At 50.3% G+C, this 25,506-nt stretch carries 25 protein-coding genes; 18 read left to right on the top strand and 7 right to left on the bottom strand.

Annotated elements, in window-relative coordinates:
- Window positions 1-58 precede the first annotated feature (58 nt).
- The 8 genes from EDM52_RS14120 (at window position 59) to EDM52_RS14085 (ending at window position 9,231) form a co-directional block, all read left to right on the top strand.
- Window positions 59-1,156: a carbamoyl phosphate synthase small subunit gene (locus EDM52_RS14120; protein ID WP_122909621.1), complete on the top strand. Its 1,098-nt coding sequence runs from the start codon at window positions 59-61 to the stop codon at window positions 1,154-1,156.
- Window positions 1,140-4,352 carry a carbamoyl-phosphate synthase large subunit gene (gene carB, locus EDM52_RS14115; RefSeq protein ID WP_122909620.1) on the top strand — a complete coding sequence of 1,071 codons (3,213 nt, stop codon included), beginning with the start codon at window positions 1,140-1,142 and terminating at the stop codon, window positions 4,350-4,352. The genes EDM52_RS14120 and carB overlap by 17 nt, the downstream gene beginning before the upstream one ends.
- An 87-nt stretch (window positions 4,353-4,439) precedes the next feature.
- The gene (gene pyrF, locus EDM52_RS14110; protein ID WP_415783029.1) at window positions 4,440-5,144 is read left to right on the top strand and encodes an orotidine-5'-phosphate decarboxylase; all 705 of its coding nucleotides are present in this window, start codon (window positions 4,440-4,442) and stop codon (window positions 5,142-5,144) included.
- 47 nt (window positions 5,145-5,191) lie between these two features.
- Window positions 5,192-5,830: an orotate phosphoribosyltransferase gene (pyrE, locus tag EDM52_RS14105; protein WP_122909618.1), complete on the top strand. Its 639-nt coding sequence runs from the start codon at window positions 5,192-5,194 to the stop codon at window positions 5,828-5,830.
- 84 nt (window positions 5,831-5,914) lie between these two features.
- Window positions 5,915-6,490 carry a GNAT family N-acetyltransferase gene (locus EDM52_RS14100; protein WP_245996919.1) on the top strand — a complete coding sequence of 192 codons (576 nt, stop codon included), beginning with the start codon at window positions 5,915-5,917 and terminating at the stop codon, window positions 6,488-6,490.
- 88 nt (window positions 6,491-6,578) lie between these two features.
- Window positions 6,579-7,310 carry a FusB/FusC family EF-G-binding protein gene (locus tag EDM52_RS14095; RefSeq protein WP_338068316.1) on the top strand — a complete coding sequence of 244 codons (732 nt, stop codon included), beginning with the start codon at window positions 6,579-6,581 and terminating at the stop codon, window positions 7,308-7,310.
- A 189-nt stretch (window positions 7,311-7,499) separates the two neighbouring features.
- The gene (locus tag EDM52_RS14090) at window positions 7,500-8,681 is read left to right on the top strand and encodes an AAA family ATPase (RefSeq protein ID WP_122909615.1); all 1,182 of its coding nucleotides are present in this window, start codon (window positions 7,500-7,502) and stop codon (window positions 8,679-8,681) included.
- A gap of 70 nt (window positions 8,682-8,751) precedes the next feature.
- The gene (locus EDM52_RS14085) at window positions 8,752-9,231 is read left to right on the top strand and encodes a hypothetical protein (RefSeq protein ID WP_122909614.1); all 480 of its coding nucleotides are present in this window, start codon (window positions 8,752-8,754) and stop codon (window positions 9,229-9,231) included.
- Between the two features lie 19 nt (window positions 9,232-9,250).
- Here the strand turns inward: EDM52_RS14085 and EDM52_RS14080 are convergent, their stop codons facing one another.
- Window positions 9,251-9,868 carry a TetR/AcrR family transcriptional regulator gene (locus tag EDM52_RS14080; RefSeq protein WP_122909613.1) on the bottom strand — a complete coding sequence of 206 codons (618 nt, stop codon included), beginning with the start codon at window positions 9,866-9,868 and terminating at the stop codon, window positions 9,251-9,253.
- Window positions 9,869-10,040: 172 nt separating this feature from the next.
- Between EDM52_RS14080 and kynB the strand changes: the two genes are divergently transcribed.
- Window positions 10,041-10,667, top strand: coding sequence for an arylformamidase (gene kynB, locus EDM52_RS14075; RefSeq protein ID WP_122909612.1), 627 nt, complete (start codon window positions 10,041-10,043; stop codon window positions 10,665-10,667).
- A 76-nt stretch (window positions 10,668-10,743) separates the two neighbouring features.
- On the opposite strand, the gene EDM52_RS14070 is transcribed toward kynB, so the two are convergent.
- Window positions 10,744-11,946, bottom strand: coding sequence for a saccharopine dehydrogenase family protein (locus EDM52_RS14070; RefSeq protein ID WP_122909611.1), 1,203 nt, complete (start codon window positions 11,944-11,946; stop codon window positions 10,744-10,746).
- A 501-nt stretch (window positions 11,947-12,447) separates the two neighbouring features.
- Between EDM52_RS14070 and zwf the strand changes: the two genes are divergently transcribed.
- The 5 genes from zwf to glpK all read left to right on the top strand — a co-directional run bounded on the left by zwf (window position 12,448) and on the right by glpK (window position 18,073).
- Window positions 12,448-13,944: a glucose-6-phosphate dehydrogenase gene (zwf, locus tag EDM52_RS14065; protein ID WP_122909610.1), complete on the top strand. Its 1,497-nt coding sequence runs from the start codon at window positions 12,448-12,450 to the stop codon at window positions 13,942-13,944.
- A 36-nt stretch (window positions 13,945-13,980) separates the two neighbouring features.
- The gene (gene gnd, locus EDM52_RS14060; protein ID WP_122909609.1) at window positions 13,981-14,877 is read left to right on the top strand and encodes a phosphogluconate dehydrogenase (NAD(+)-dependent, decarboxylating); all 897 of its coding nucleotides are present in this window, start codon (window positions 13,981-13,983) and stop codon (window positions 14,875-14,877) included.
- Window positions 14,878-14,967: 90 nt separating this feature from the next.
- Window positions 14,968-15,714: a Gfo/Idh/MocA family protein gene (locus tag EDM52_RS14055; RefSeq protein ID WP_122909661.1), complete on the top strand. Its 747-nt coding sequence runs from the start codon at window positions 14,968-14,970 to the stop codon at window positions 15,712-15,714.
- A 31-nt stretch (window positions 15,715-15,745) separates the two neighbouring features.
- Window positions 15,746-16,375, top strand: coding sequence for a cyclase family protein (locus EDM52_RS14050; RefSeq protein ID WP_122909608.1), 630 nt, complete (start codon window positions 15,746-15,748; stop codon window positions 16,373-16,375).
- A gap of 201 nt (window positions 16,376-16,576) precedes the next feature.
- A complete protein-coding gene (gene glpK, locus EDM52_RS14045) occupies window positions 16,577-18,073 on the top strand; it encodes a glycerol kinase GlpK (RefSeq protein WP_122909607.1) in 1,497 nt (498 codons plus the stop codon).
- A 49-nt stretch (window positions 18,074-18,122) separates the two neighbouring features.
- On the opposite strand, the gene EDM52_RS14040 is transcribed toward glpK, so the two are convergent.
- On the bottom strand, window positions 18,123-19,289 hold the full coding sequence (locus EDM52_RS14040; protein ID WP_122909606.1) for a CapA family protein: 1,167 nt from the start codon (window positions 19,287-19,289) through the stop codon (window positions 18,123-18,125).
- A gap of 138 nt (window positions 19,290-19,427) precedes the next feature.
- On the opposite strand from EDM52_RS14040, the gene EDM52_RS14035 reads away from it, so the two are divergent.
- Window positions 19,428-20,246, top strand: coding sequence for a VOC family protein (locus tag EDM52_RS14035; RefSeq protein WP_245996917.1), 819 nt, complete (start codon window positions 19,428-19,430; stop codon window positions 20,244-20,246).
- Window positions 20,247-20,319: 73 nt separating this feature from the next.
- On the opposite strand, the gene EDM52_RS14030 is transcribed toward EDM52_RS14035, so the two are convergent.
- Window positions 20,320-20,799: a CcdC family protein gene (locus EDM52_RS14030; RefSeq protein WP_122909604.1), complete on the bottom strand. Its 480-nt coding sequence runs from the start codon at window positions 20,797-20,799 to the stop codon at window positions 20,320-20,322.
- Window positions 20,800-20,915: 116 nt separating this feature from the next.
- The gene (locus EDM52_RS14025; protein ID WP_122909603.1) at window positions 20,916-22,121 is read right to left on the bottom strand and encodes an MFS transporter; all 1,206 of its coding nucleotides are present in this window, start codon (window positions 22,119-22,121) and stop codon (window positions 20,916-20,918) included.
- 184 nt (window positions 22,122-22,305) lie between these two features.
- Here EDM52_RS14025 and EDM52_RS14020 point away from each other — a divergent pair, with 184 nt between their 5' ends.
- Complete coding sequence (locus EDM52_RS14020) at window positions 22,306-22,989, top strand: CPBP family intramembrane glutamic endopeptidase (RefSeq protein ID WP_122909602.1); 684 nt, start codon at window positions 22,306-22,308, stop codon at window positions 22,987-22,989.
- A 116-nt stretch (window positions 22,990-23,105) separates the two neighbouring features.
- On the opposite strand, the gene EDM52_RS14015 is transcribed toward EDM52_RS14020, so the two are convergent.
- Window positions 23,106-23,642: a DUF309 domain-containing protein gene (locus tag EDM52_RS14015; protein ID WP_122909601.1), complete on the bottom strand. Its 537-nt coding sequence runs from the start codon at window positions 23,640-23,642 to the stop codon at window positions 23,106-23,108.
- Window positions 23,643-23,728: 86 nt separating this feature from the next.
- On the opposite strand from EDM52_RS14015, the gene EDM52_RS14010 reads away from it, so the two are divergent.
- Window positions 23,729-23,962, top strand: coding sequence for a hypothetical protein (locus tag EDM52_RS14010; RefSeq protein WP_122909600.1), 234 nt, complete (start codon window positions 23,729-23,731; stop codon window positions 23,960-23,962).
- Between the two features lie 66 nt (window positions 23,963-24,028).
- Here EDM52_RS14010 and EDM52_RS14005 read toward each other — a convergent pair whose 3' ends face one another.
- Window positions 24,029-24,199: a YjzC family protein gene (locus EDM52_RS14005; RefSeq protein ID WP_122909599.1), complete on the bottom strand. Its 171-nt coding sequence runs from the start codon at window positions 24,197-24,199 to the stop codon at window positions 24,029-24,031.
- A 138-nt stretch (window positions 24,200-24,337) separates the two neighbouring features.
- On the opposite strand from EDM52_RS14005, the gene EDM52_RS14000 reads away from it, so the two are divergent.
- A complete protein-coding gene (locus EDM52_RS14000) occupies window positions 24,338-25,282 on the top strand; it encodes a GntR family transcriptional regulator (protein ID WP_122909598.1) in 945 nt (314 codons plus the stop codon).
- The last annotated feature ends 224 nt before the right edge of the window (window positions 25,283-25,506 follow it).

Genomic DNA, 25,506 nt, shown 5'->3' with positions numbered 1-25,506 from the left:
TCTTCTATGAGGAAACCATCCCCATGCGCAAGGAGCGACTACGGAGGAGGAACGAAAGATGCGTGCAAGACTGATCTTGGAAGACGGAACAGAACTTATCGGCAACGCGTTTGGAGCGACGAAGGAGAAGAGCGGCGAGGTGGTGTTCAACACCGGGCTGACGGGCTATCAGGAGGTGCTTTCTGACCCGTCCTACTGCGGGCAGATCGTAACCATGACCTACCCACTGATCGGCAACTATGGAATCAATCGGGATGACTTTGAAGCCGTTCGCCCGTATATCCACGGTTTTGTGGTTCGCGAGCATTGCGACATGCCAAGCAACTGGCGCAACACCAACACCCTGGATGAGCTGCTCAAAACCTACGACATTCCCGGAATCTCCGGCGTCGATACGCGGATGCTGACTAGAAAGATCCGTTACCACGGCACCATGAAAGGGATGATTACCACAAGTGAAGCCCCGCTGGCGGAACTGGTTGCTTCCCTCAACCAAACTTCTTTGATGACAGATCAGGTATCACGTGTCTCGACCAAAAGCGTATTCAGCTGCCCGGGTACTGGACATCGGGTCGTGCTGGTGGACTTCGGCTCCAAGCACGGCATCCTGCGCGAGCTGACCAAGCGCAACTGCGACGTCGTCGTGGTTCCGTACAACGTGACGGCTGAAGAGATCCGCCGCATTCAGCCTGATGGCATCCTTTTGTCCAATGGCCCTGGAGACCCGAAAGATGTCCCACAAGCTGTTGAGATGATCCGCAATATTTTAGGCGAGTACCCGCTGTTCGGGATCTGCCTGGGACATCAGCTGTTCGCTCTTGCATCCGGTGCAGACTCCATGAAGCTCAAATTCGGACATCGAGGCGGCAACCATCCGGTAAAGGAACTGACTACCGGACGGACTTACATCACCTCCCAAAACCACAGCTACGCTGTCATGGAAGAATCGCTTCAGGGCACCGAGCTGGAGATTACCCATATAGCATTGAACGACGGAACCATCGAGGGTGTACGCAACACGGCGAAGAACGCCTTTTCCGTCCAGTACCATCCAGAAGCAGCACCGGGGCCTTATGATTCCGGCTACCTGTTCGACCAGTTTCTAGCGATGATGGATACCGCCAAGGAGGAGAAAAAACATGCCAAAACACGCTGATCTGAAAAAAATCCTCGTGATCGGTTCCGGTCCTATCGTGATCGGGCAAGCCGCTGAATTTGACTATGCAGGAACACAGGCCTGCGAAGCTTTGAAGGAAGAGGGGATGGAGGTTGTTCTGATCAACTCCAACCCAGCAACCATCATGACGGACACGAACATGGCCGACAAAGTATACATCGAACCGATCACCCCTGAGTTTGTCGCGCGTGTCATCCGTCAGGAAAAACCGGATGGACTTTTGCCGACATTGGGCGGACAAACCGGTCTGAACATGGCGGTTGCACTGGCTGAAGCGGGCGTTCTGGAGCAGGAAAACGTCAAGCTGCTCGGTACCAGGCTCGAATCCATCAAGCAAGCGGAAGATCGTGAGCTGTTCCGCGCCCTGATGAACGAACTGGGTGAGCCTGTCCCTGAGTCTGTGATTGTAAGCACTGTAGAAGAAGCCGTTAACTTTGCCAACGAGATTGGCTACCCGATCATCGTGCGCCCTGCTTACACACTGGGTGGTACGGGCGGCGGAATTTGCGATGACGAAGAGAATCTGCGTGAAATCGTGGCGAGTGGTCTGAAATACTCCCCGATTACGCAGTGCCTGATCGAGAAAAGCATCGCTGGAATGAAAGAAATCGAGTATGAAGTCATGCGCGATGCGAATGACAACTGCATTGTTGTCTGCAACATGGAAAACATCGATCCGGTAGGGGTACACACTGGTGACTCGATCGTTGTGGCGCCGAGCCAGACCTTGTCCGACCGTGAGTATCAGATGCTTCGCTCCTCCGCGCTGAACATTATCCGCGCGCTGGGTATCGAGGGCGGTTGCAACGTGCAGTATGCACTCGATCCATACAGCTTCCAATACTACGTCATCGAGGTAAATCCACGTGTTAGCCGCTCGTCTGCGCTGGCTTCCAAAGCGACAGGCTATCCAATTGCCAAAATGGCAGCTAAGATCGCGATTGGCTACACGCTGGACGAGTTGAAAAATCCGGTGACCGGCCAAACCTACGCATGCTTTGAACCAACCCTCGACTACGTGGTAAGCAAAATTCCACGCTGGCCATTTGACAAGTTCCAGTCTGCCAATCGCAAGCTGGGCACACAGATGAAAGCAACAGGGGAAGTCATGGCGATCGGCCGCACGTTTGAAGAGTCGATCATGAAAGCCATCCGCTCCCTGGAGATTGGCAGCTACCATATCGAAATCAAAGGTGCAAACAAGATTTCCACAGAAGAGCTGACAGCACGCCTGATCGCAGCCGATGACGAGCGCCTGTTCTTGCTAGCCGAAGCGCTTCGCCGCGGCTGGACTATCGAACAACTGCATGAGCTGACCAAAATTGATCTGTTCTTCCTGCACAAGTTCCACAAGATGGTTGCATTTGAAGCCGTACTGGCTGAAGGCTTAACCCATGAAAAGCTGTTCGAGGCAAAACGACTGGGCTTCACAGACCGCAAAATTGCCGAGCTAAGTGGAAAAACCGAAGAAGAAGTTCGCGAGCAGCGTAATCAGCAAGGATTTGTCCCTGTATTCAAAATGGTAGATACATGTGCAGCAGAATTCGAGGCACAGACCCCTTATTACTACTCCAGCTATGAAGTAGAGGACGAGCGCATTGAAACAGGCAAAAAACGCGTTGTCGTGCTGGGCTCCGGTCCGATCCGCATCGGTCAAGGGATCGAGTTCGACTACGCAACTGTACACGCCGTCTGGGCATTGAAAGAAGCGGGGTACGAAGCGGTAATTATCAACAACAACCCGGAGACAGTTTCGACCGACTTCAATACTTCTGACCGTCTGTACTTTGAACCACTGTACATTGAAGACGTCATGAACATTCTGGATGTCGAGAAGCCGGAAGGGGTTATCGTCCAATTCGGAGGACAAACGGCCATCAACCTGGCTGACAAGCTGGCTGCTCGCGGCATCAAAATTCTCGGAACCAGTCTCGAGAACATCGATGCGGCAGAAAACCGCGAGAAGTTCGAAGCACTCCTGCGCAGTCTGGAAATCGCGCAGCCGCCAGGAAAAACAGTGACGTCCGTAGAGGAAGCGGTCGTAGCAGCAGAAGGCCTCGGATTCCCGGTGTTGGTACGCCCATCCTATGTCTTGGGTGGACGTGCGATGGAGATTGTCTATAACGAGTCTGAGCTCTTGGAGTATATGGAAAAAGCAGTGAAGATCAACCCGGACCATCCGGTTCTGGTAGACCGCTACATGGTGGGTATCGAGGCTGAGGTAGACGCGATCTGCGATGGTGAAAACGTCCTGATTCCAGGAATCATGGAGCACATCGAGCGCGCAGGTGTCCACTCTGGTGACTCTATCGCCGTGTATCCGCCACAATCGCTGTCTCAAGCGATCAAGGATGAACTGATCGAGATGACGACCAAGCTCGCGCGTGCTCTGCAAATCAAGGGACTGCTCAACATCCAGTTCGTCATCTACAAAAATCGTCCCTATGTAATCGAAGTGAATCCGCGCTCTTCCCGGACCGTGCCTTTCCTCTCGAAGGTGACAGGCATTCCGATGGCAAACATTGCGACCAAAGCGATTCTGGGTCACTCGATCGTCGAGCAAGGCTTCACGCCAGGCTACCATCCGGAAGAGAAAATGGTTTCGGTCAAAGTGCCGGTCTTCTCCTTCGCCAAGCTGCGCCGGGTAGATATCACCCTCGGACCGGAAATGAAATCGACAGGTGAGGTCATGGGCCGTGAAACAACACTCGCAAAGGCGCTGTACAAAGGTCTGGTCGCTGCGGGCATGAACATCCCGACACAAGGTGCCCTGCTGGTGACTGTAGCCGACAAGGACAAGGAAGAGGCGCTGGAAATCGTCAAGCGCTTCCGTAAGCTGGGCTTCAAGCTGCTTGCTACTTCCGGTACGGCTGATTATCTGGAAGAGGCAGGATTGCCAGTCACTCGCGTCAACAAATTGTCGGAAGGCACGCCAAATCTCTTGGACATGATTCACACTGGAGAAGCCAACATTGTGCTTAATACCCTGACAAAAGGCAAAACACCTCAGCGCGATGGGTTCCGCATCCGCCGGGAAGCGGTAGAGAACGGTGCTGTTTGCCTGACTTCACTGGATACAGCTACAGCGCTCCTGCACGTGCTTGAGACGATAACTTTCTCTACCGAAGCGATGCCAATACAACGCGCAGGTGCGAAAGTAGCTGTGACCGTATAAAAGCAAGACCTGAAACAAAGAGATACCAGACTGGGGACAAAGGAGAGAGGCAGTGTGAAACCGGAAACCATCGATATTCGTGAGCGTATGATTGTTGCACTCGACTTTTCTACACTGTCGCAGGTCAAGCAGTGGCTGGCTTCCCTTGAAGGACATATACGCTACGTAAAAGTCGGCATGGAGTTGACCTATGCAGAAGGACCAGCAGTCTTTCAATACCTCAAGGAAAAGGGACTGAAGGTATTCGTCGACTTGAAGGTACACGACATCCCGAATACAGCTAAAGGCGCAATGCGCAGCCTCGCTCGTCACGGGGTCGACATGGTGAATGTCCATGCAGCTGGTGGTGTAGCGATGATGCAAGCTGCACGAGAGGGATTGGAGCAGGGGACAGCCGCTGGCGCTGTCTCCCCTCTCTTGATCGGAGTCACCATGCTGACTTCTACTGGCAAAAAGACGATGAACGAAGAACTGGCGATTTCAGGTGATGTCGAAGATGTGGTTCTGCACTATGCGAAAATGACGAAGGAAGCCGGATTGGATGGCGTCGTCGCCTCTCCACTGGAAGTGCCAGTGATCAAAAAGGCGTTGGGTGATTCCTTCGTCACCGTCACTCCCGGAATTCGGCCATTGGGTACGGATCAGGGTGATCAGACTCGCATCACGACGCCAGAGCAGGCATTTCGATTGGGCAGCGATTATTTGGTGATCGGCCGAGCCATTACGGGGGCGAAAGACCCTGCGGCTGCATGGGAAAGCATCGTGAATGCCGTCTATGCTGACCAAAAGTAATCGATGCAATGACGAAGCATTCGAATCCCACCTGGAATAGAGAGGACATGATACCTATGACAACGGCGAAAGAAATAGCGAGCAGCTTGCTTGAGATCGGCGCAGTCCATCTGCGTCCGGATCAACCTTTTACATGGACTTCCGGCATCAAGTCGCCGATCTATTGTGATAACCGAATCACCATGTCCTATCCTTCCGTTCGCAGACAGATCGCCCAGGCATTTGCTGAGCTGATCCGCGAAACGTATCCGCAAGCACAAGTGGTAGCGGGCACAGCTACAGCAGGTATTCCTCACGCTGCATGGGTAGCGGAGCTGCTGGATTTGCCCATGATCTACGTGCGTGACAAAGCAAAGGGACATGGGCGTCAGAACCAGATCGAAGGCGCATTGGCAGCTGGCCAGAAAGTAGTCGTCATCGAGGATCTGATTTCCACAGGCGGCAGCTCATTGAAAGCGGCTCAGGCCGTGCAAGCGGAGGGTGGAGAAGTACTCGGCGTGGTTGCGATCTTCAGCTACCAATTCCCGGACGCAGAAGCTCTTTTCGCTGACGCAGGTGTACCATGCACGACCATTTCCAACTACACGGCATTGCTGGAAGCTGCGAAGGAGCAGGGTGTCATCAGCGCGGAACAAGAAACACTGCTGGCTGAGTGGCGCAAAGCTCCGAAGACATTTTTTGCTTGAGGCACATACGAGAGTGAAGGTGGCGAACAAAAGCCGCTTTCACTCTCTTTTTCATTTTCCAGCAATAAATTGAAACGAAGAATCTTGCATTATCGTAAAAGGGAGTGTAAAGTATGTAATTATTTCCCTGCTCGATTGAGGGTGGTTGCGCGTGTGCAGATTAAGATAGAGCTTGTAGCGCAGGATGACGCTACAAAATTGTTTGAGTTTGAATGTCAAAACCGAGTCTTTTTTGAAAAATGGGTACCAACCCGTGGTGAAGCGTATTACGAGTTTGATTCTTTTTGTCATATTCTTTCTAACCTTCTGCAGGATCAAGCAGAGGGGAAGGATTATTTTCATCTCATCCGGGATGAGCATGGAACCATTCTGGGAAGAATCAATATCGTGGACATTCAAGTGATAGATAGTGTGAAGTCGGGACATATTGGCTACCGAATCGGCGAATCTCACAGGGGCAGGGGAATAGCTTCAGACGCCGTGCGGTTGCTGGTACAAAAAGCCGTCGAAGAGTACGACATCACCCTTTTGTACGCAAAAACAACAATGAACAATCTGGCTTCTCAAAAAGTCTTGGAAAAAAATCACTTTCTTTTTGTCACCACTGATCATGACCAGAATGAATCAGAACCGTTCAGACACTATGTTTGGAACGCATGACCGCGGCAAATGCCGGGATTGTCCTCCCTGATTTGGTAGAACTGTCTATTTAGCAGTTGTAATTTCGCACCTATACTGAATGGGAGGAATGGACAAAACCATTCTATCCGGGGCAAATGATTGTTGGTGCCCAGACAAATCCCATGTTAAAGGTGTGTCCGATATGACCGAGCGATTTATCCGCAACCATCAGTTTAATTTCATTAAAAAACAATCTGATCACGTACAGCGTGCTCATCATACAGTGTCTGATCCAAAAGTACTGCAAGCTGTTATTTTCCAAAGCGAAGCAAAAATCATGGAACTGTTTCCTGAGCTGAACGAGGATCAAAGAAAAGTACTGGAGCCGATTACAACCTGCAAGAGCGCCCAGGATTTCAGCGATTACCTGCAAAAGGTCTGCGAGCATACGATTGATTTTCCAGCGATCTCGGAAGCGCAGATCAAGCGATTATTTCCGAAAAATAAAAAGCTGAAGCTGCCGAATCTCTCTGCGATGGATGTATCCAAATTGACCTACCTTGGCTGGCTTGACATCGCGACGAACAAGATTTACTACGTCTATCAGGATCAAGGGAAGTTCGTGGGAGTAGAAGGCAAATTTACGCCTGGAAGCAAGAAAAATCTTTGCTCGTTCTGTCACGGATATGAGGAAGTCGCGCTCGTATCCGCCATCTCCAAAGCGAAATCCTCCATTTCACCTGATTACTACAAAGCAGTAGGTAACTATATGTGTGTGGATACTCATCAGTGCAATAAGCAGATCACCGATGTGAGCAACCTGGAGGGCTTCATTGCACGCGTGCTGGCTAAAGAATAAGTTCTACTAGAGCGTTCCATGGAAAATGCTTGTGCAAGCCACCTTCTCTCAATTGAGAGAGGTGGCTTGTTCTACCTCTACACAGAACCGCCTCATTCTTTCTTCCCATTTCCATATTCTTCTTGTAGTTCATATGCATTATAATAGGATAATGCTAATTGCTCATTACCGATTGCAGGGGAGAATCAAATGACGAAGATTGATATATTGAAAGCAATGATTGCCCGGGACCAGACCAATGCGCTTGCTTGGTTCCTCTTAGGCTTGGAGTACGCGGAAAGAGGAAAGCGCAACGAGGCCTTGCATGCTTTTACACAGGCATTGACACATGGTGACGAAGAAATCAGGCAAAAAATCGTCAATGAACGAAGTCAAGTTCTGGAAGAGACTCCACTCAAAAAAGCAATAGAAGATACAGATTTTTTTCTTGCCTATGAATCGATCCCGACGCTCGTAACTGAGGGTAGCAGTGCTTCCGTTGAGGAAAAGGGGGAGGATCAGGAGGTAAGTCCTGTTTACTTATCAGATATAGGTGGTATGGATGCTGTGAAGAAAGCGATCCAGAACAAAATCATTCAGCCCTTCCAAACGATGGGCCATTCTGGTATTTTTCGCAAAAAAGGAGGCGGGAGCAGTGTGCTTCTGTACGGGCCGCCTGGTTGTGGAAAGTCCTTATTTGCAAAGGCGATCGCAGGGGAGTGCCAGGCTCGCTTTTTGCATTTGCCCATAACAGAGAGCTTGTCGCCGTATCAGGGTGTCAACGATGCACACATCAAGGAGCTTTTTGATAGCGCCCGTGAACAAATGCCCGCCTTGCTGTTCTTCGATGAGCTCGATGCGCTTAGCAATAATCGAGGAAAATCGTCTTCGTTGATGCTGCGAAGGGTCATCGACCAGATTCTTTGGGAAATCGATCAAATCAAGGCAAACGCAGATAAAATCTTGATCGTTGGCGCGACCAGCATGCCTTGGGATGTCGACCCTTCTTGCCAACGGCCAGGCCGTTTTGACAAAATGATTTTCGTAAGTCCGCCTGATAAGGAAGCGCGTGAAGCTATTTTTCGTTCCAAGCTGGCTGGGCGTCCATCGGAGCCACTCGACTTCTCCCAATTGGCTGCGTGGACCAACCTCTATTCCGCTTCGGATATTGAATATGTAGTAGAATTGGCTACCGAGCAGGTTCTTCATGACATTTTGACGAAGGGCATAGAGCGGCCGATCCAAATGAGTGACCTGAGAGAGTCGATCGCTGCGACGCGCTCCACGACCATCGAATGGCTGCGCACCATGAAAAGCTATATAAAATACGCGAATGAGGATGGGCTCTACGACGATGTGGAGTGTTATCTCCGCCGTCAAAAACGGTTGTAACTTCCCAGTTCTTTTTTGCGGAAGTTATGTTACGCTAACTTGTACACAGCCGTTGTGGAAGGAGAAAAAGATGAAGAAACTACACGCACTATGGATCGTCTTCCTGTCTGTTGCTTTTCTTTTGGCAGGGTGCAGCTCCGATCCGGTAGAAGAAGACGTCAACAACTATTTAAAAAATGAGCTGCCGAAGATGTCAACGCTGGAACAAGACATCCTCACCCAATTTGCAGCGATTTCGGGAAACCGCCAGCTTGATGCAGAGGCTTTGCACAAAGAATTGAATGACAAGGTTTTGTCCAAGTACGAGACGTTCGTACAGGAACTCGAAAAGATCAAGCCAGCCACCGAAGAAGTGCAACAGGCTCATGAAAAGCATGTGACAGCTGCCCTCGCTCAACTAGAGGCGTTCAAGACGGTTGTCTCCGCAATCAAAAACAAAGACCAAGCGGAACTAACCGCTGCCAGAGAAAAGCTGGAAGCGGCTAAAAAATTGGGTGATGAGTCCAAGGAAGCCATCAAGCAACTTGCGATTGGCTACGGTGTTCAATAGCATCGAAGCAGTAATGGGCTTATTCGTACAAACCACCCGTATAAATGGATGCGAGCGTTTTGGCGATCTCATCGAGTGAAGCTTTATGCTGACACTTTACAATGTCCCACAAATACATTTCATGTGAGTAAAACCAACCCCGGGCGACCAGCTCGGGGTTTACTTCTTTCCGCGCCAGCCCCTGCTCCTGAGAGTACTTGATGTCCTGGGCGATCCGCAAGACGAACTGCTCGCGAATGTCCTCCCATTTTTTCTGAACCGTGGGAAACGCGCCGATCGCTTCGGAAAACAGCTTGAGCATGTCTCGCTCTGATTCCGCCATGTTCAGGAATGACGTTGTCTGATGGAGGATGAGCCGTTCAGCGTCCCCGCGAGACTGGGGATGGAATGGCAGCTCCGCGATCGAATAGAACGCAGCCATCACATCTTCCATCAAGACGATGAGAAAATCATCTTTGCCTGTAAAATGAACGTATGCAGTTCCGTACCCGGTTTTGGCACGTTTGATGATTTGAGAAATGGTTGCTTTGTGAAAACCTTCTTCTAGAAATACTTCTCGTGCAGCTTCCAGCAGCTTTTGCCGGGTCTGCTGCGCTCTGAGATGGCGTCCGTCGGTTACTGAATGACTCTGTTCCACTTGCCACGTCCCCCTTCTGCTACCTACAATACAGGGAAATTGCGGAAAAGGGAAGGTAATCCACGAGAGAAAGTCGTAATAGACCGAATATTGACATGCTATCAACTTTTCAGTAATCTTTGGGAAAGCACGTCATGATTCGTTTTGCCCAAGAAAAGGAGGAAAGTAAGCGATGAGTTCGAAATTGCTCGATATCTCCCGTCCACTCGCCCAGGGGACGCCAACATGGCCAGGGGATACACCTTTTTGCTATGAGGTAAACTGGCCCAAATCAGCGAGCGGTTCCGTCAATGTGGGGAAGCTGACCATGAGCATCCACACAGGCACGCACGTAGATGCCCCCTTTCACTTTGATGACGACGGTCGGAAAATGCTGCAATTGGATATCAACCTGTATGTTGGAAAGGCAAGAGTCGTAGAACTGACAAGCAGGCCAAGCATTGGTGCTTCGGATCTGGAAGAGCTGGATTTGACTGGTGTATCCAGACTTTTGATCCGCACCGGCTCTTGGACAGACCCAGGGAGCTTTCCCACTGAGATTTGCTTTCTTCGTGCAGACCTGGCTCCCTTTCTCGCTGAAAAAGGCATTCGCTTAATCGGCGTTGATGTCCCTTCCGTCGATCCGCTGGAGAGCAAGGAATTGGCTGCTCATCATAGTTTGCATGAACAAGACATCCATATTTTGGAGGGCTTGCTGCTCGACCATGTAGAGCCAGGCGATTATGAGTTGATGGCGCTGCCCTTGCCACTTGCTGAGGCAGACGGCAGCCCGGTTCGAGCCGTTTTGCGCACCCTGTAGCCATGAACACGAAAAAACCGTTCCCTTCATCTCGGGAGAACGGTTTTTTGCATTTGCATCTATCTCAACTTACGTGCTACGTACTTTGCAAGAGAGGGGATGTCTTCTCGATTACATCCCATGCCATACCACGAGCCTTCAGCCTTTCCAGAAAGGGGATCGGGTCGATCAGCTCTGGTGGAATGCATCCTGTTGTTTGCAAGAGCCCCTCTGCGATCATGTCGACGGCTACGACTGGCGGAATTCCTGTCTGCCAGATCGTTGCCTGAAACTCGGTTTTGTAGAAAACCTCGTCATGATTTGCAATGGTGTAGACGTAAACTTCCTTGCGTTTGTTATTTTGTTTGCCCTTGACGAGTGCGCCCACGCTGGAATAGCCGTGAATTTTACCCGCGAGATCTACCGGTTTGGGCATAGTGGTTACCACGACATCGCGAGGCACCACTTTGACGCCTTTAACATCGATCTCCTCGTCACTGTCAAGCCCCAGGTAGCTCAGCACCTTCAGCGTATTGACAAAATCGGGATGCAGCGCGTATTTGAAATCGACGTACTTGCACCCTTTTGCCCTGCCGATGGTTTCACCCAGTGTGGTCGCTTCCTCATGCTCGACATTGTAGCAGTCCAGCCAGCCGATTGGCTCTGGGAATTCGAACTCTTCCTTGTTGGCAAAGGGAGTGGGCAGATATTGCTCGCCTTTGTCGGCCGTCCAGTAATTGGGCTTCGCCAGACACTCCTGAATAGCCGTTTGTGGGCTGAAATAAGAGCAGAAGCCATCGTAATCAACAATGGAATTATCACCATCTCGGATCAGAATCGCGTCTACCTCGTCCAGTTGATCGACGGCGTAGCGTGCAGCGATATTCGAAAAGCCAGGGTCGCAGCCCAAGCCCATAATGCCAAGAATCCCGGCAGCACGGAACTTGTCATTCCATGCAAGCTGTTTGCGAAGCCATTGAGGCCCCGATGAAGCCGTATCAATATAATGAGTTTTGGTATTCAGGCAAGCTTTCATCACTTCAAAATTATTTTCTGGCAAACCGATGTGAAGCAACACATCGATGTCATCCAAAATCGCTTGCACGCTCAAGACATCCCGTGCATCCACGCGTTTTACCTGTATCTCTACATCTGTTTCACGCCTTAGCTCCGCAGCCAGCTCCTCGGCTGGACCGGTGGAAATATCAGCCAAAACCAGCTTGGTCAAATACTGGGATTTCACCAGCTCACACGCACTTACTTGTCCTACTCCGCCAACGCCTAATATCGCGACTCGCATAGAGTCCTCCTCCCTGATTGTACGAACTATCTTCGCATTCGAAACAGCCATTTTTGCAAATGCCAATCTTGATTGGTAAAGCATGTGGATACGATCGGTACGGCGTCAATTGGTTCACGAGGACGAAGTCTCATGAATGGAAACCTCCTTCAATGTTCCAGATTTGGGTTGAGAGAAAAAGGGTCACCTCCTCTCCAGGGTAGCTTCCTTCATAACTTATGTTATGAAACAGCTATTGCGTCTCATGACAAAGGGAGTGCTCTGAGGTGTTAAAATGCAGATTTTTCAGATAATGACACATTCACATATTCTACCCTGGTTATATAGTTTCACGATGAACAGACCATTCTCCTTTCTTGAAGAAAAAAAACATCACTTCCATCAGGGAAGGAAGGGTAACTACTTGATGAAAACAACCATTTGCCTAATAATAACGATGGTACCTGTCGCAAAAAAACGGTCTAGCATGAACGTACTATCAGGCAGGGGGAGGAATAGCGGTTGGAATCGATGACATTGCTGTTGTTTGGAGCTACTGGGGACTTGGCTGCTCGAAAGATATTCCCCGCCTTGTTTCGGATGTATGTGAATAAACAATTGCCCCAGCCTTTTTCGATAATTGCGGTGGGCAGGAGGAAGTGGTCGGCACGCCAATTTCAGGATCACGTCGCCCATGCCTTACACATGTACGGTCAGGATTGCACTACACAATCTCAACACATGCAGCCTTTCCTGCAAATGATCGATTACTTTGAAATGAATCTGAAGGATGGACGAGCCTACTCGGAATTACACCACCATGTGCAAAGGAAGGAAGAAGAGCTACAGATTAGTGGCAATCGCCTTTTTTATTTATCCGTTGCACCCGAGTTTTTTGAAGGGATCAGTGTGAATCTGAAGAAAAGCGGATTGTGCAATAGCACTGGCTGGAAGCGTCTGATGATCGAAAAACCGTTCGGACGCGATCTGCAGTCCGCGAGAGAACTGAATCAGACACTTGCGGAAACGTTTTTGGAGGAAGAGATTTACCGGATCGACCACTACCTGGGGAAACCAATGGTGCAAAATCTGGAGTCACTCGAATACGCCAATCCCATGATTCAGGCCATCTGGAACAACGAGTATATCGCCAATGTGCAGATTACGGCCAGTGAAACGGTCGGGGTGGAGGAACGGGCAGGCTATTACGACCATACCGGTGCGATTCGGGATATGATTCAAAACCACTTGCTGCAGCTGGTCATGATGACAGCCATGCATTTGCCAAGGCACATGACTCCCGAAGAAATACGGGATGAGAAACGAAAAGTGATGGAAGCGATACGCCCTTTGCGCCAGGAGGATGTAGGGCAGCATGTCATTCGCGCTCAGTACGAGACCGGATATGTGGATGGTCAGGAAGTAGCTGCCTATCGGGATGAGATTGGAGTGGCGAAGGGTGCTACGACGGATACTTTTGTTGCGGCACGTCTTTTCATTGATACTCCGCGCTGGCAAGGAGTACCGTTTTACATTCGGACGGGAAAGCGGATGAAGGAGAAATCCACTCGAATCGTCGTGGAATGTAAAAGTCCGAAACAACAGGATTCACAAGGAGATACGCTGGAACCGAATTTGCTGGTCATTCGCATTTTCCCAGATGAGGGGATTACCTGGCAGGTCAATCAGAAGAGTCCGGGGAAGGATGGCAAGCTGGAGGCTGTCAGTCTTCACTACATGCCTGATCCCAATAAGCTGCCGGAAGCGTATGAGCTATTGCTGGCCGATGCCATGAAGGGCAACGCGGCTCACTTTGCTCATTGGAGGGAAGTCGAGCTGTCCTGGCAATGGGTAGAGCCGATCATTCAGGCTTTTGAGCAAAATGCCGTGCCACTCCACATGTACGAGGCAGGGTCCAATGGTCCAAAAGCAGCAGATGCCTTGCTGGAGCAAGACGGCTTTCAATGGTGGCTAGATCCCGTCATTTCAGAAGAGAGAACACCAATGACCATTTCATAAACCAAATCGGGAGAACGAGAAAGGAAGGCGGAAGAAATGAAGGTTGGATTAATCGGTCTGGGAAAAATGGGTTTGAGTCTGGGGCAGCAAATGCTGGAGAAAGGCCACGAGGTCACTGCATACGATGTGAACCCTGACGCGATTGAGGTGATTGCAGGCTGTGGTGCAAAGAAGGCTGAAAGCTTGGTGGAGCTGGTATCGATGCTACAATCTCCACGGGTTCTCTGGTTGATGGTTCCGCATACGCACGTGGATACGGTCTTAGAAGAGCTGCTGCCGCTTCTGGCTAGCGGCGATATCGTCGTAGAGGCAGGGAATTCCCACTACAAGGAATCGATACGCAGGGCCAACCGGTTTAAGGAATACGGTATCCTCTACCTGGATGCAGGCACCTCAGGCGGAATGGAAGGCGCTCGTCATGGCGCGTGCTATATGGTGGGGGGCGATCCCCAGGCTTGGCGCGTTGTGGAACCGATCATTCGCGATACAGCAGTGGAAAACGGATACTTGTATACGGGCCAATCGGGCAGTGGCCACTTTTTGAAAATGATCCATAACGGCATCGAGTACGGCATGATGGCAGCCATCGGTGAGGGCTTTGAAGTCCTTGAAAAAAGCGAATTTGATTACGATTTTGAGAAGGTAGCAGCAGTGTGGAACAATGGTTCCGTCATCCGCTCCTGGCTGATGGAGCTGACCGAAAGAGCTTTTTCCAAGGATGCCAATCTGGATGAGATCAAAGGAGTCATGCACTCATCCGGAGAGGGCAAATGGACCCTGGAAACAGCGTTGGACATGCAAGTGGCTACTCCTGTCATCGCGATGTCTCTGCTGATGCGCTACCGTTCCCTTGAGACCGACACCTTTTCCGGAAAGGTTGTAGCTGCGCTGCGCAATGAATTTGGAGGACATGCCGTAGAAAAGAAAGAATAGAATAAGGCAGAACGTATTGGCGAAAAGGGGGCTGCGAGTGTGAGGTTTGGCGTAGTCGGCACCAATTGGATAACCGAAGCGATTACCTGCATGAATCAAGGCATGCACGTCCTGTGTGAAAAGCCGTTCGCGTCCCATGCGGAGGAAGTCAAGCAAATGCTGGAAGCAGCCAAGAGAAATGACGTTTTGCTAATGGAGGCTGTAAAATCCACCTTTGCACCTAACTTTGGTGTCATCCAAGCGAACATGCACAAGCTGGGCAGGATTCGCCGCTACTTCGCCAGCAATTGCCAGTATTCCTCCCGCTATGATGCGTACAAGGAAGGTCAAATGTCGAATGCCTTCGATCCACAGTTTTCGAATGGTGCCTTGATGGATATTGGCATCTACTGTATTTATCCGCTCGTCGTATTGATGGGAAAGCCCGAGCGTATCCAGGCAGAAGCCATCCTGCTTGAGTCTGGTGTCGACGGGCAGGGGAGCATCTTGCTGCGATATCCTGATTGTGAAGCGCAAGTCATGTTCTCCAAAATAACCACCTCCTATTTGCCTGCCGAAATCCAGGGCGAGGACGCCACCATGATCATCGATAAAATCAACCGTCCGCAAAAGGTAGAGATCCGCTATCGGGACGGACGTGTTGAAGATCTGTCCGTGCCACAAACGCCTCAGATCATGCATTATGAAATCCGTGCCTTCATGGAACTGTGCCAAGCAGGGAAACGGGAATCACCTACGAATTCTCACCTTCATTCCATGATTGCGATGGAGATCATGGACGAAGCGCGAAAACAGATCGGTCTTTGCTTTCCTGCCGATCAGTCACGTGATTCATGAACAGAGCGACGAATAACAGGAGGTATGGCAAGTGAGAATGTATGATGTCACTGGTGCGATTTTTGAAGGCATGACGGTGTATAAGAATAAACCGGAGAAGCAGCCCAAGATCAGACCGCAGACGAACGGGTATGTGACCGAATCTCGGATCGAGCTGGATGTACATACGGGTACTCACGTCGATGCTCCATTGCATATGGTCGTAGATGGGGAGACATTTGAGACGATTCCACTGGAAAAGCTGGTAGGCGCCTGCAAGGTGCTGGACTTGACAGACGTTGACGACAGGATCACTCAAGCTGATCTCGAGCGGTTCGCTATTGAAAAGGGCGATTTTTTGCTATTCAAAACGAAAAATTCGTTCTCGGAGGAATTCTCGTTCGAATTTGTGTACTTAGCCCATGACGGTGCAGAGTACCTTGCTTCTTTGGGTGTTCGCGGGGTAGGTACGGATGCGCTCGGAATTGAACGCAGCCAGGAAGGGCATCCCACACATAAGACGCTGTTCGCTGCTGAGATCATCGTGATTGAGGGACTGCGCTTGCAGGAGGTCGAGCAAGGCGAGTATTTTCTGGTGGCGGCACCGTTGAAGCTGCTGGGAACAGATGCGGCTCCTGCACGGGTATTGCTCTTTGAAGGCTTGGCAGTTACTGATTCGTAGATAGATGTTCAGCCAGACGCTGGACGTAAGAAGGCATGATTGACGATCTTGACACGATTGTTGGCGATGCCTTTTCTGCTTGATTGAGCATGTTTAAAAAAGAGGGATCAATTACCCGATCACAAATAAGTAGGTAGAGAACCGTATTTTTCAACACGGGTTCATTAGAATGGAATGCTGGAGAGGCAGGGGATCAGATCCATGCAAAAACAATATGTCTTGGCCATTGATCAGGGTACGACTAGCTCAAGGGCCATTTTGTTTAATCGAACAGGGAAGATCGTCGGAATGGCGCAGAAGGAATTTAAACAGCACTTCCCGCATCCGGGCTGGGTCGAGCATGATGGGCTCGAAATCTGGTCCTCGGTGGTCAGTGTCATCGGTGAAGTGTTGACGAGCCAAAATGTCGCAGCCCAGGATGTCGCTGCCATCGGGATCACCAATCAGCGTGAGACGACGGTCGTATGGGACAAGAAAACGGGCATACCCATTTACCCTGCGATTGTCTGGCAATCCCGGCAGACGGCAGACATTTGTGAGGACTTGAAGCAACAAGGCCTGACTAATCGGTTTCGCAGCAAAACCGGTTTGTTGATAGACGCTTATTTTTCCGGGACAAAGGTAAAGTGGATCCTGGATCATGTCCCGCAAGCACGCCAGCGTGCACAGCGGGGGGAGCTGTTGTTTGGGACCATCGACACCTGGCTGATCTGGAAGCTCTCTGGAGGAGCAGTTCACGTCACCGATTACACCAATGCATCACGTACGTTGATGTACAATATTCACGATTTGTGCTGGGACGAAGAGCTGCTCATGCACCTCGAAGTCCCTTCAGCCATCCTGCCAGAAGTGAAATCCAGCTCGGAAGTCTACGCCTACACTGATAAAAATCTGTTCTTCGGAGTGGAGGTGCCAATCAGCGGTGTGGCGGGCGATCAGCAGGCTGCGTTGTTTGGTCAGGCTTGCTTTGAACAGGGGATGGCAAAGAATACGTATGGAACAGGCTGCTTCATGCTAATGAATACGGGCACCGAGGCCGTTCAGTCTGAGCATGGGCTTTTAACCACTATCGCTTGGGGAGTGGGCGGACAGGTGGAATACGCGCTGGAGGGCAGCATTTTTGTTGCAGGCTCTGCTATTCAATGGCTGCGAGACGGATTACGCATGCTGAAATCGTCCGCAGACAGTGAGCAGTATGCTGCGAGAGTCGCCTCTACGCAAGGCGTGTACGTGGTTCCTGCCTTTGTCGGGTTAGGCACTCCTTATTGGGACAGTGATGTGCGCGGAGCTGTTTTCGGACTGACGCGAGGAACCACCAAGGAGCACTTTATCCGCGCTACCCTGGAGTCTCTCGCTTATCAGACTAAAGATGTCCTGACCGCGATGGAAGCCGATTCCGGTATCCGGCTGAAAAAGCTCCGAGTGGATGGTGGTGCAGTAAGCAACAACTTTTTGATGCAATTTCAAAGCGATCTCTTGGGTGTGTCCGTTGATCGGCCACAAGTCAACGAGACGACGGCTTTGGGTGCGGCGTACCTCGCAGGTCTGGCCGTTGGGTTCTGGCAAAATAAGCAAGAGATCGCTGATAATTGGAGGGTCGACAAATCCTTCTCGGTTGAAATGGATGAGGAGCAGCGCGACAATCTCTATGCTGGATGGAAAAGAGCGGTACGGGCGGCTATGGCTTTTTCCGAATAAAAAAGCCAAACCCTCTATGCATCTCAGTGGGTTTGGCGAGATTTTCGATTTATTTCACATTGGAAATGTTGCCATCAGCATCGATCTGCACATCCGTAGATATCGATTGCAGACGGTTTAACAGAGCAGCTCCATCCGCTTCATTCATGGGTACGGCACGTGCAAGCTCGGCATGAAACGGAATGGCCCTAAGCTCGCATTTGCCCGTTTTGGTACAGCTCGCTTGAAGGGCAATGCTTTCCCACGTTCGGGGTTCCGTGGAGCGGGTGAATATGAAATTGCCGAGGCTATAGGCGATCCATTTATCCTTGTACTGCTCCAGTCCTTGAATGACATGAGGGTGACCGCCTACGATCAGGTCGGCGCCAGCGTCTATGTAAGCACGTGCCAGTTCTTTCTGATTATCGAGAGGAAAGTCTTTTCTCTCCTCGCCCCAGTGAGGGATGACCACGATCAGATCCGCCTTCGGACGCGCTTCCTGGATCGCTTGTATCGCCTGCGTAGGATCGTAAGTAGCTGCGACACCTGGTTTGTTTTTGCCCGCATACCAGCTGACCTCCGGAATAACGCGGCTAAATCCGAAGATCGCGACTCGGATGCCGTTTTTTTCAACGTATACCGGAGCATAGGCGCGAGCGCTATCGACTCCCGCTCCCACGTATTCGATCTGGTTCTCATCCAATGAGGCAAAGGTGTCGAGCAGACCTTCGACGCCTTGATCCATCGAGTGATTATTCGCAAGATTGACTGCATCGATTCCGGCAGCCTTGAGAGCGGGAAGTGCTGCGGGAGGCGACTTGTAGACAAACGCTTTGTTGATTGGCGGGGTTCCGCGAGTGGTTACGGGAGTTTCCAGATTCGCGATGGTGTAATCGTCTTGCAAGAACAGATCTTTTAGCTCCGTATAAGGGTAATCATAGCCTTTTTCGATCAACATCTTCTCTACATTTCCTGCCATGATGACATCGCCGGCGAATGTGAGATGTATATGGGGCTCCTGGTGCGGCTCCTGCTCTGTATGTTGGTTGTCAGGCTGCGTCAGGGGAAATCTGCTGTCTGAGCCTGAATCAGATGAAAAGGAGTTTGCAAACTGATACACGCCGATTGCAAGTACGGCTAACAAACAGAAAAGAAACGTTTGCACAGTTGCCCTGATCCACATTTTCCGTTTTTTTCTGCGCTGTGTTTTTACCCGGTGTGTCCGCGTCTGATTCATTCCACCCTCCCTTGAACTCTCTGATTGATATGGAAACATCCATTCATTATAACAAAAGTGCAGGGCGTGGAGCCAGTTCAGTCAACCTATACATGATAGTAAAAGAGGTGCAAAAAGATGCATGCTGCATTTGATCACTTGGTACATTTTCTACATCGCGCACCTGAAGAAGCGACGTCCGCTTTTCGTCAGGCAGGCTTTCACACGATGCCGGGTGGGCGTCATACGCATTGGGGGACGTGGAACAGTGTCTGTTACTTTGGACTCTCGTATATGGAATTTTTGGCTGTTCAGGACGCTGAGATCGCCGTTCAATGTGACAATCCCTTGATTGTTCAACTCGTCCAAGAAAATGCCTTGGGTGAAGGAATGGGACAAATCGCGATACGCACGAGCGAAATAGAACAATGGGCAGACCGTTTTCGCGTGCTGGGGCTGGAGGTCATTGGACCCTTGCCGGGAAGTCGTATGAGAGAAGACGGAACCAGAATCGCCTGGCGCATGCTGTTTGCAAAAGATCCTGACAGTCGATTGCGTCTGCCTTTTTTTATCCAATGGGAACAAAGCGACGAGGAGCGTCTACACGATTTGCAATCGAGAGGAATCATTGCGGAGCATTCCAATGGTGCCGAAAGACTGTTGGAGGTCGGGTACGCTGTCCGTCATCTGGAAGAAACGGTACAGCTATGGGAGCGCTGGTTTGGGTGGAAGGCAGGCGCTTCCTACGCCGACGGGCAAATAGCAGCTGATTGCCAAACGTTCACACTCTCTGGCGGGAATGTGACCTTGTGCCAGCCGAAGGGAATGGGCCTAACCAAGCAAGCTCTGGAAACGAAAGGGGAGCGGCCATTCTTTGCGAGAATGGCGGGAATGAAGGACAACATGGCTCTGTACCTGTATGGAGGAAGCTATTTCACTATTAATGAAGCAGGACACCATAAAGCAAAAAAAGCATAAAGACACTTATACGAAAAAAGCAGGGCCATCTTGCGAGAGAAGGCTCCTGCTTTTTTTCAGTTCGATCATTGTTTTACGTGCGGAGGGCTTTCTTGGTAACTTGGCGGTACATGTAGAGCATCGCAACCCGCCATGTAGCCAGCATGCCAAAAGCCAACAGAAAAAACAGTCCAGCGGTTTGCAGAGCTGTGAAGGAGTCGTTGATCAATAGCTTGACGATGAGCCGCACCACCAGCAAGCCCCCAAGAATAAAGAACAGGGCTTTCGATGGCTTGAGATAAATATCTTCCCCCACGATCTCAAAGCGGGAGGTCAGGATCAGGGGGATGGACAGCACAATTCCAGCCAAGAACGCGGTGAGATCGATAGCCGGTGACGTCAAGGTTCCCGGAAATAAGAACATGGCAAAGCCGGTAGCCATAAAAAACGGTGGCAAAATAATGCTTTTTGCAGAGACAGGCCTCTTTGCTCTTTTCATCCGTAAGAAGATCACGAAGACGGCCAAAATGATCGGTATGAGCAGGCCGAGTGTAGATGATGATAAAGTCTCCATGATGTGTTCCTCCAGTAGGCAAACATGATGATTTTAGTGTACACCATCACGGGGAAGGTAGACAAAGTTTGTACGGAAATCGTTGCAGTTGTCTACACTTTGTAACATCTTGCTGGCTACGCTGCTGCAGGGCTTTCATCGCTGGCACGTACGTCCAGCTTGTGCTTTTTGCTGTAGGAGTACGTAAAGATGCCTGAGAGCAAGGTAAGGGTGCCGAGACATATCAAGTAATTGCTTAACCCCAATAGATCGAGTGAGGCACCGGTAATCGCCAGCGCGATAAAGAAAAAGCTGCGGTCGAGCATGCTTTTAAAAGAGAAGAACCGGCCGTGCTGATTTTGCGGCAGTCGCTTCTGGAAAATGGTCGTGGTCACCGGGAAGAAAAAGGCGACGATGAAGCCAAAGAGAGCGAAGGATCCCAGCACCATGAGTTTGCTCGCTACAAAGGTCATGCCGAACTGCGAGATGGCAAAGAAAAACAGCATCAGTGTCGACGAGGCCACTAGGTTGCGGCCGCCAATCCAGCGTTTGGCCAGCAGTCCGCCAATCAGAATGCTAATTCCTTCTGCGGCGAAAACCCATCCCATAAGCTGCGGCTCGCCTTGGATGGTGCTAAAGTTCAGGATCATCAGATTAACCCCGCCCAGGAATAGCGTAATTAAGCCATTGTTTATCAATCCTACAAAGATGGCAGGATCTCTGCGACTTGCTGTCAGTACTTCGCGGAATTCGATTTTTTCCCTATTTTGATGCAACTGTACATGAGGAATCTGCACAAACAGGGTGACGATAGCCAGTGCAGCATAAGCCGCAAAGGAGAACAGGTAGAGCTGGGACAAAGACAGCGCTGCGACCAGAATACCGCCAGCAGCCGTACCAAAAATGCGTGAGAGTGTAGAAATATTCAGGTAAGCACTGTTGGCTTTCAGCAATTCATCCTTGGACAGGATCGCAGGCAGGGATGCTTGCAGGGTGGGGAAGTAAAAGGCCGCAGAGCCTTGCATGACGATCAGGGCGACGATCATCCAGACCAGCGAATCATAAGCGATCGCAGGCATCATCAGAATTGGGCTGATACAGCGCACCAAGCTGGAGAAGATCAGTACCTTTCGCTTGTCGTAAGTGTCAATCACAACGCCTGCCTTTGGGGAAAGCAGGATGCTGACGGAGAGTCCGCTCATGAGAACCAAGGCTTTTAACGTATCAGAAGGAATCAGAGCCGACATAAACTGCAGATTGGCAATGATAAAAATCCACATGCCCGCCCCTGCAATGACTTCTCCGGTCATCAGCAGAAGAAACGTTCGGTTTCGCCACAACATAGAGGGCCACTCCTAATCAAAATTTTTTTGCTAGATGGTAGAGTAAAGTATAGCACTTGCCCAAAATTTTGTATATTCATGGCAGATGGTTATATACTCGTCGGAAGTAGCTTATATTCTCTGGAGTTTGGACAAGCTAGCTTTATACATTCACGACCATAACGCTATAAAGGAGTTCATCCAGATGTCGCGAAAACGGTCGTTACTGTTGCTGATCGGGTACGGCTTTGCTGCTACCTTGGCAATTTTTTATGGTTTGGTGGAGCGGCAAAGCCTGTTTGTGACATTTGTCTCTTTTCACTTGTTGGTCTGTCTGGGAATACCGCTGTTACATGGCTGGTGGGAAGGGAGCTTGCGGTCCAGCTGGCAGCAGGCTTGGGGGCATTATGAGCGAAGAGGCACCCGCTTTGGACTTGTTCTAGGGGCTATGCTCATGATCGGTGGGCTAGCGGGGATTTGGCTTTTACTGCAAACACCGGGCAGAGCGGAAGACATCCGGTCGGTTCTCGAACACTGGGGGCTGGATGCTCAGTGGATTTGGTGGTTCTCCATCTATCTGGTGGTGATCAACTCTCTGCTGGAGGAATTACTGTGGAGAGGATTTGTCCTGCAGCGTTTGCTGCACGTGATGACTTTTCCGGCTGCAATTCTTTTAACCAGCTTCTTTTTTTCTCTCTACCATCTGATCATTACTTCCGTGCTGTTTGGTGTTCTATGGGGCAGCCTGATGACGCTGCTGGTCTTTGGAGTAGGTGTCCTCTGGTCCTGGATGAAAGGGCTGTTTCCTTCTGTATATCCGACATGGCTCAGTCATATGCTGGCGGATGTTGGGCTCGTGGCTGGCGTGATTTTGTGGGTCTACCGTTAAAGTTGTCGTAAGCCATCAAGCGAGGGTGCAGCTTTGGCAGTATGAAAAGCCGATACTTCCCGCAGTGCGTGGGAATATCGGCTTTTTTGTGCTTGCTGAATGGCAGTTGTGATCGCTTACGTGGCTTGGCTGTTGCGTTGCGCCTGCCGGTGCTTTAACTGGCGCATCCGTTCTTCGATGACGTCCTGCCGATCCCGCAGGGTGTGCTTGTTCAGCAAATAGGAATTCGCCATGTCGCTGGGTCGATACGGAGTAAGGTTTTGGGAGATGCACGCCTGCTTGTATGCCTCGAGCAAGTCAGGGGCAATCATAGGTAAATCCAGACTGACGTAGGGAACCCCTTTGTTCAGATCGTCGAGACGCTTTTCGAGCCTAGCGATTAGTGCAGGAGCATCCAAACCAAGCTCCTGTAGTTCCGACTGATGCTGCCGTACCAGCTTAACCGCATTGCCGATCATTTTCAATGCGCCGGCCTGATTGCCGCGTCGCTGGTGATAAAGGCCAACTGCGATTTGAATCAAGCCCACCCAGATGAGTTTGCGCTCTGCTGGTGGTGCGCTTTTCCAATATTCTTCCAGAATTTCATGGCATTCAAAATAATCACGCTCCGCATGGAACAAAACAAGATAGTCCAGATACGGTTGAGGATACATCGAAATCACCTCACTGCTTGGTTTTCAACGGTTCACTTATATACTATTATAATGGATAGACAGCTGAAAACGAGGTGCGAGATACGATGACGAGAGACGAAATGATGGCTATATTAAAAGAACAGGATATGACCGAGGTCATGGAGCTGATCGTGGATGCTGAGAAGGGCGATCTGGAGGAGTTGGAATTGGCGGAGAGCCTTGGTCTTTTGCTCGATCGGGATTTGAACAGGGAAGTGCTTCAGCTGCTGGAGAGCCTTGGTGTTACGATCATTTATGTGAAAGACGACGATGAGGATGGCGAAGAGGAGAATGATTGATCCTCTGCACCTATTCACTTGAGCGAGAAGAACCAACCCGCATAGGAGGTTGGTTCTTTCCGTTCATTATTTCTGTGTCCAGACTCTGTTTTTGTTGCGGGTGGCAGGAAATTTTTCACCTCGACCCAGTTCGATGATCATTGGATCCTGTACGCTGGCGCCTGTTTCACCAATCTCCATGTAAACGCCGTTTTTAGGAGATTTGTCACCCTCGCGAAAACGACTTTGCTCGCCCATGAAGTCACCTTCCTTCTTGCGGTATTTCTTGCCGGGCTTAGTATATCCCTAGCTGATCGCTTCATGCTGTGCGATCTATTGACGATTTATTCCGAATTCATATACAGTAATATCAATAAATGGAAGTGGGGTGCATCTGTGTTACGTCTTACTTTGCAGAAAGACTCTAACGTATCCTATCACGAGCAATTGTACCAGCAGATCGCAGCCTCTATTCGTAGCGGTGATTTACCACCGCACGAACAGCTGCCTACGGTGAGAGAATTGGCAGCGCAGCTCAAGATTAATTACAATACCGTGCGCAGTGTTTATCTTCGATTGCAGCAAGAAGGTATGGTAGATTCCCGACAAGGCCGGGGAACGATTGTCAGCAATGTCGTCAATGACCCGCTCTTGAACCGCAATCCAGCACATTTGGCTTTGTTGGCAAAGGAAACCCTTCATAAGATAAAAGCGATGGGCTATTCCCTGGATGAATTTTCGCGTGTGCTTTCAGCGGTTATGCAGGAAGTGAATCAATTTCCTGTGCTATTCTTGCGTTTCACCGAACTGGAATTGGCCGAGTATTTGCGACTCGTTCAGTACCATCTTCCCAGTGCGATGGTGGAAGGAAGAACCTTTGAGGATTTTTCGGAGCGATTGGAGCGTGATCCGAGCTTTTTGCAGGAGTACAAAGCCATTGTCACGCATCCATCCGTGAGTATAAAGATGAGACAAAGCTTGCCCCGAGAAGCTCCGCCTGTAGTCAGTCTCGATTTTATTCCTGACCCGACGACGGTCATTCCGGCTATGGAGGCGTATCCACGCCATACGAAAGTGGGCCTCATCTGTGCCACGATCAGGGGAGCGGAAGGAATGATCCAAGACTTGCACAACGCGGGAATCACGCACCTGGAGCTGCGCATCATCGAGGCCAACCATCCGGATGTGTTTGAACTGATTTCCAGTTGCGATGTCGTCTATATTTCCAAGCCTGGCTATATGACGCGACCCCATTTATTGACCCTGCCCAAGGTGAAGGAATATCAAGAGGTTCCGGACTATCACGGCATCACCAAATTGCGCAAGATCGTTACACAATAGACCGTGACAAAGGCTGATTTTCCAAAGGACTAGACTCATGTACCATGCGGATGACCACTCACCTACATACCTTGTAGATGTATCGATCAGGAGGGGGTGAGGTTCATGGGTTGCGGATGCAGAAAGTCTAGCTGTAAAAAATGCTACTACAAAAAATGCTGCAAGAAGAAGTACTACAAAAAACACTGCTATTACAAACCATATTACAAAACCGAATGTAGCAG

The sequence above is a fragment of the Brevibacillus invocatus genome (genome assembly GCF_003710915.1).
Taxonomy (GTDB): Bacteria; Bacillota; Bacilli; order Brevibacillales; family Brevibacillaceae; genus Brevibacillus; species Brevibacillus invocatus.
The sequence above is the reverse complement of the archived record's forward strand: the minus strand, read 5'-3'. Positions and strand labels throughout refer to the sequence as shown.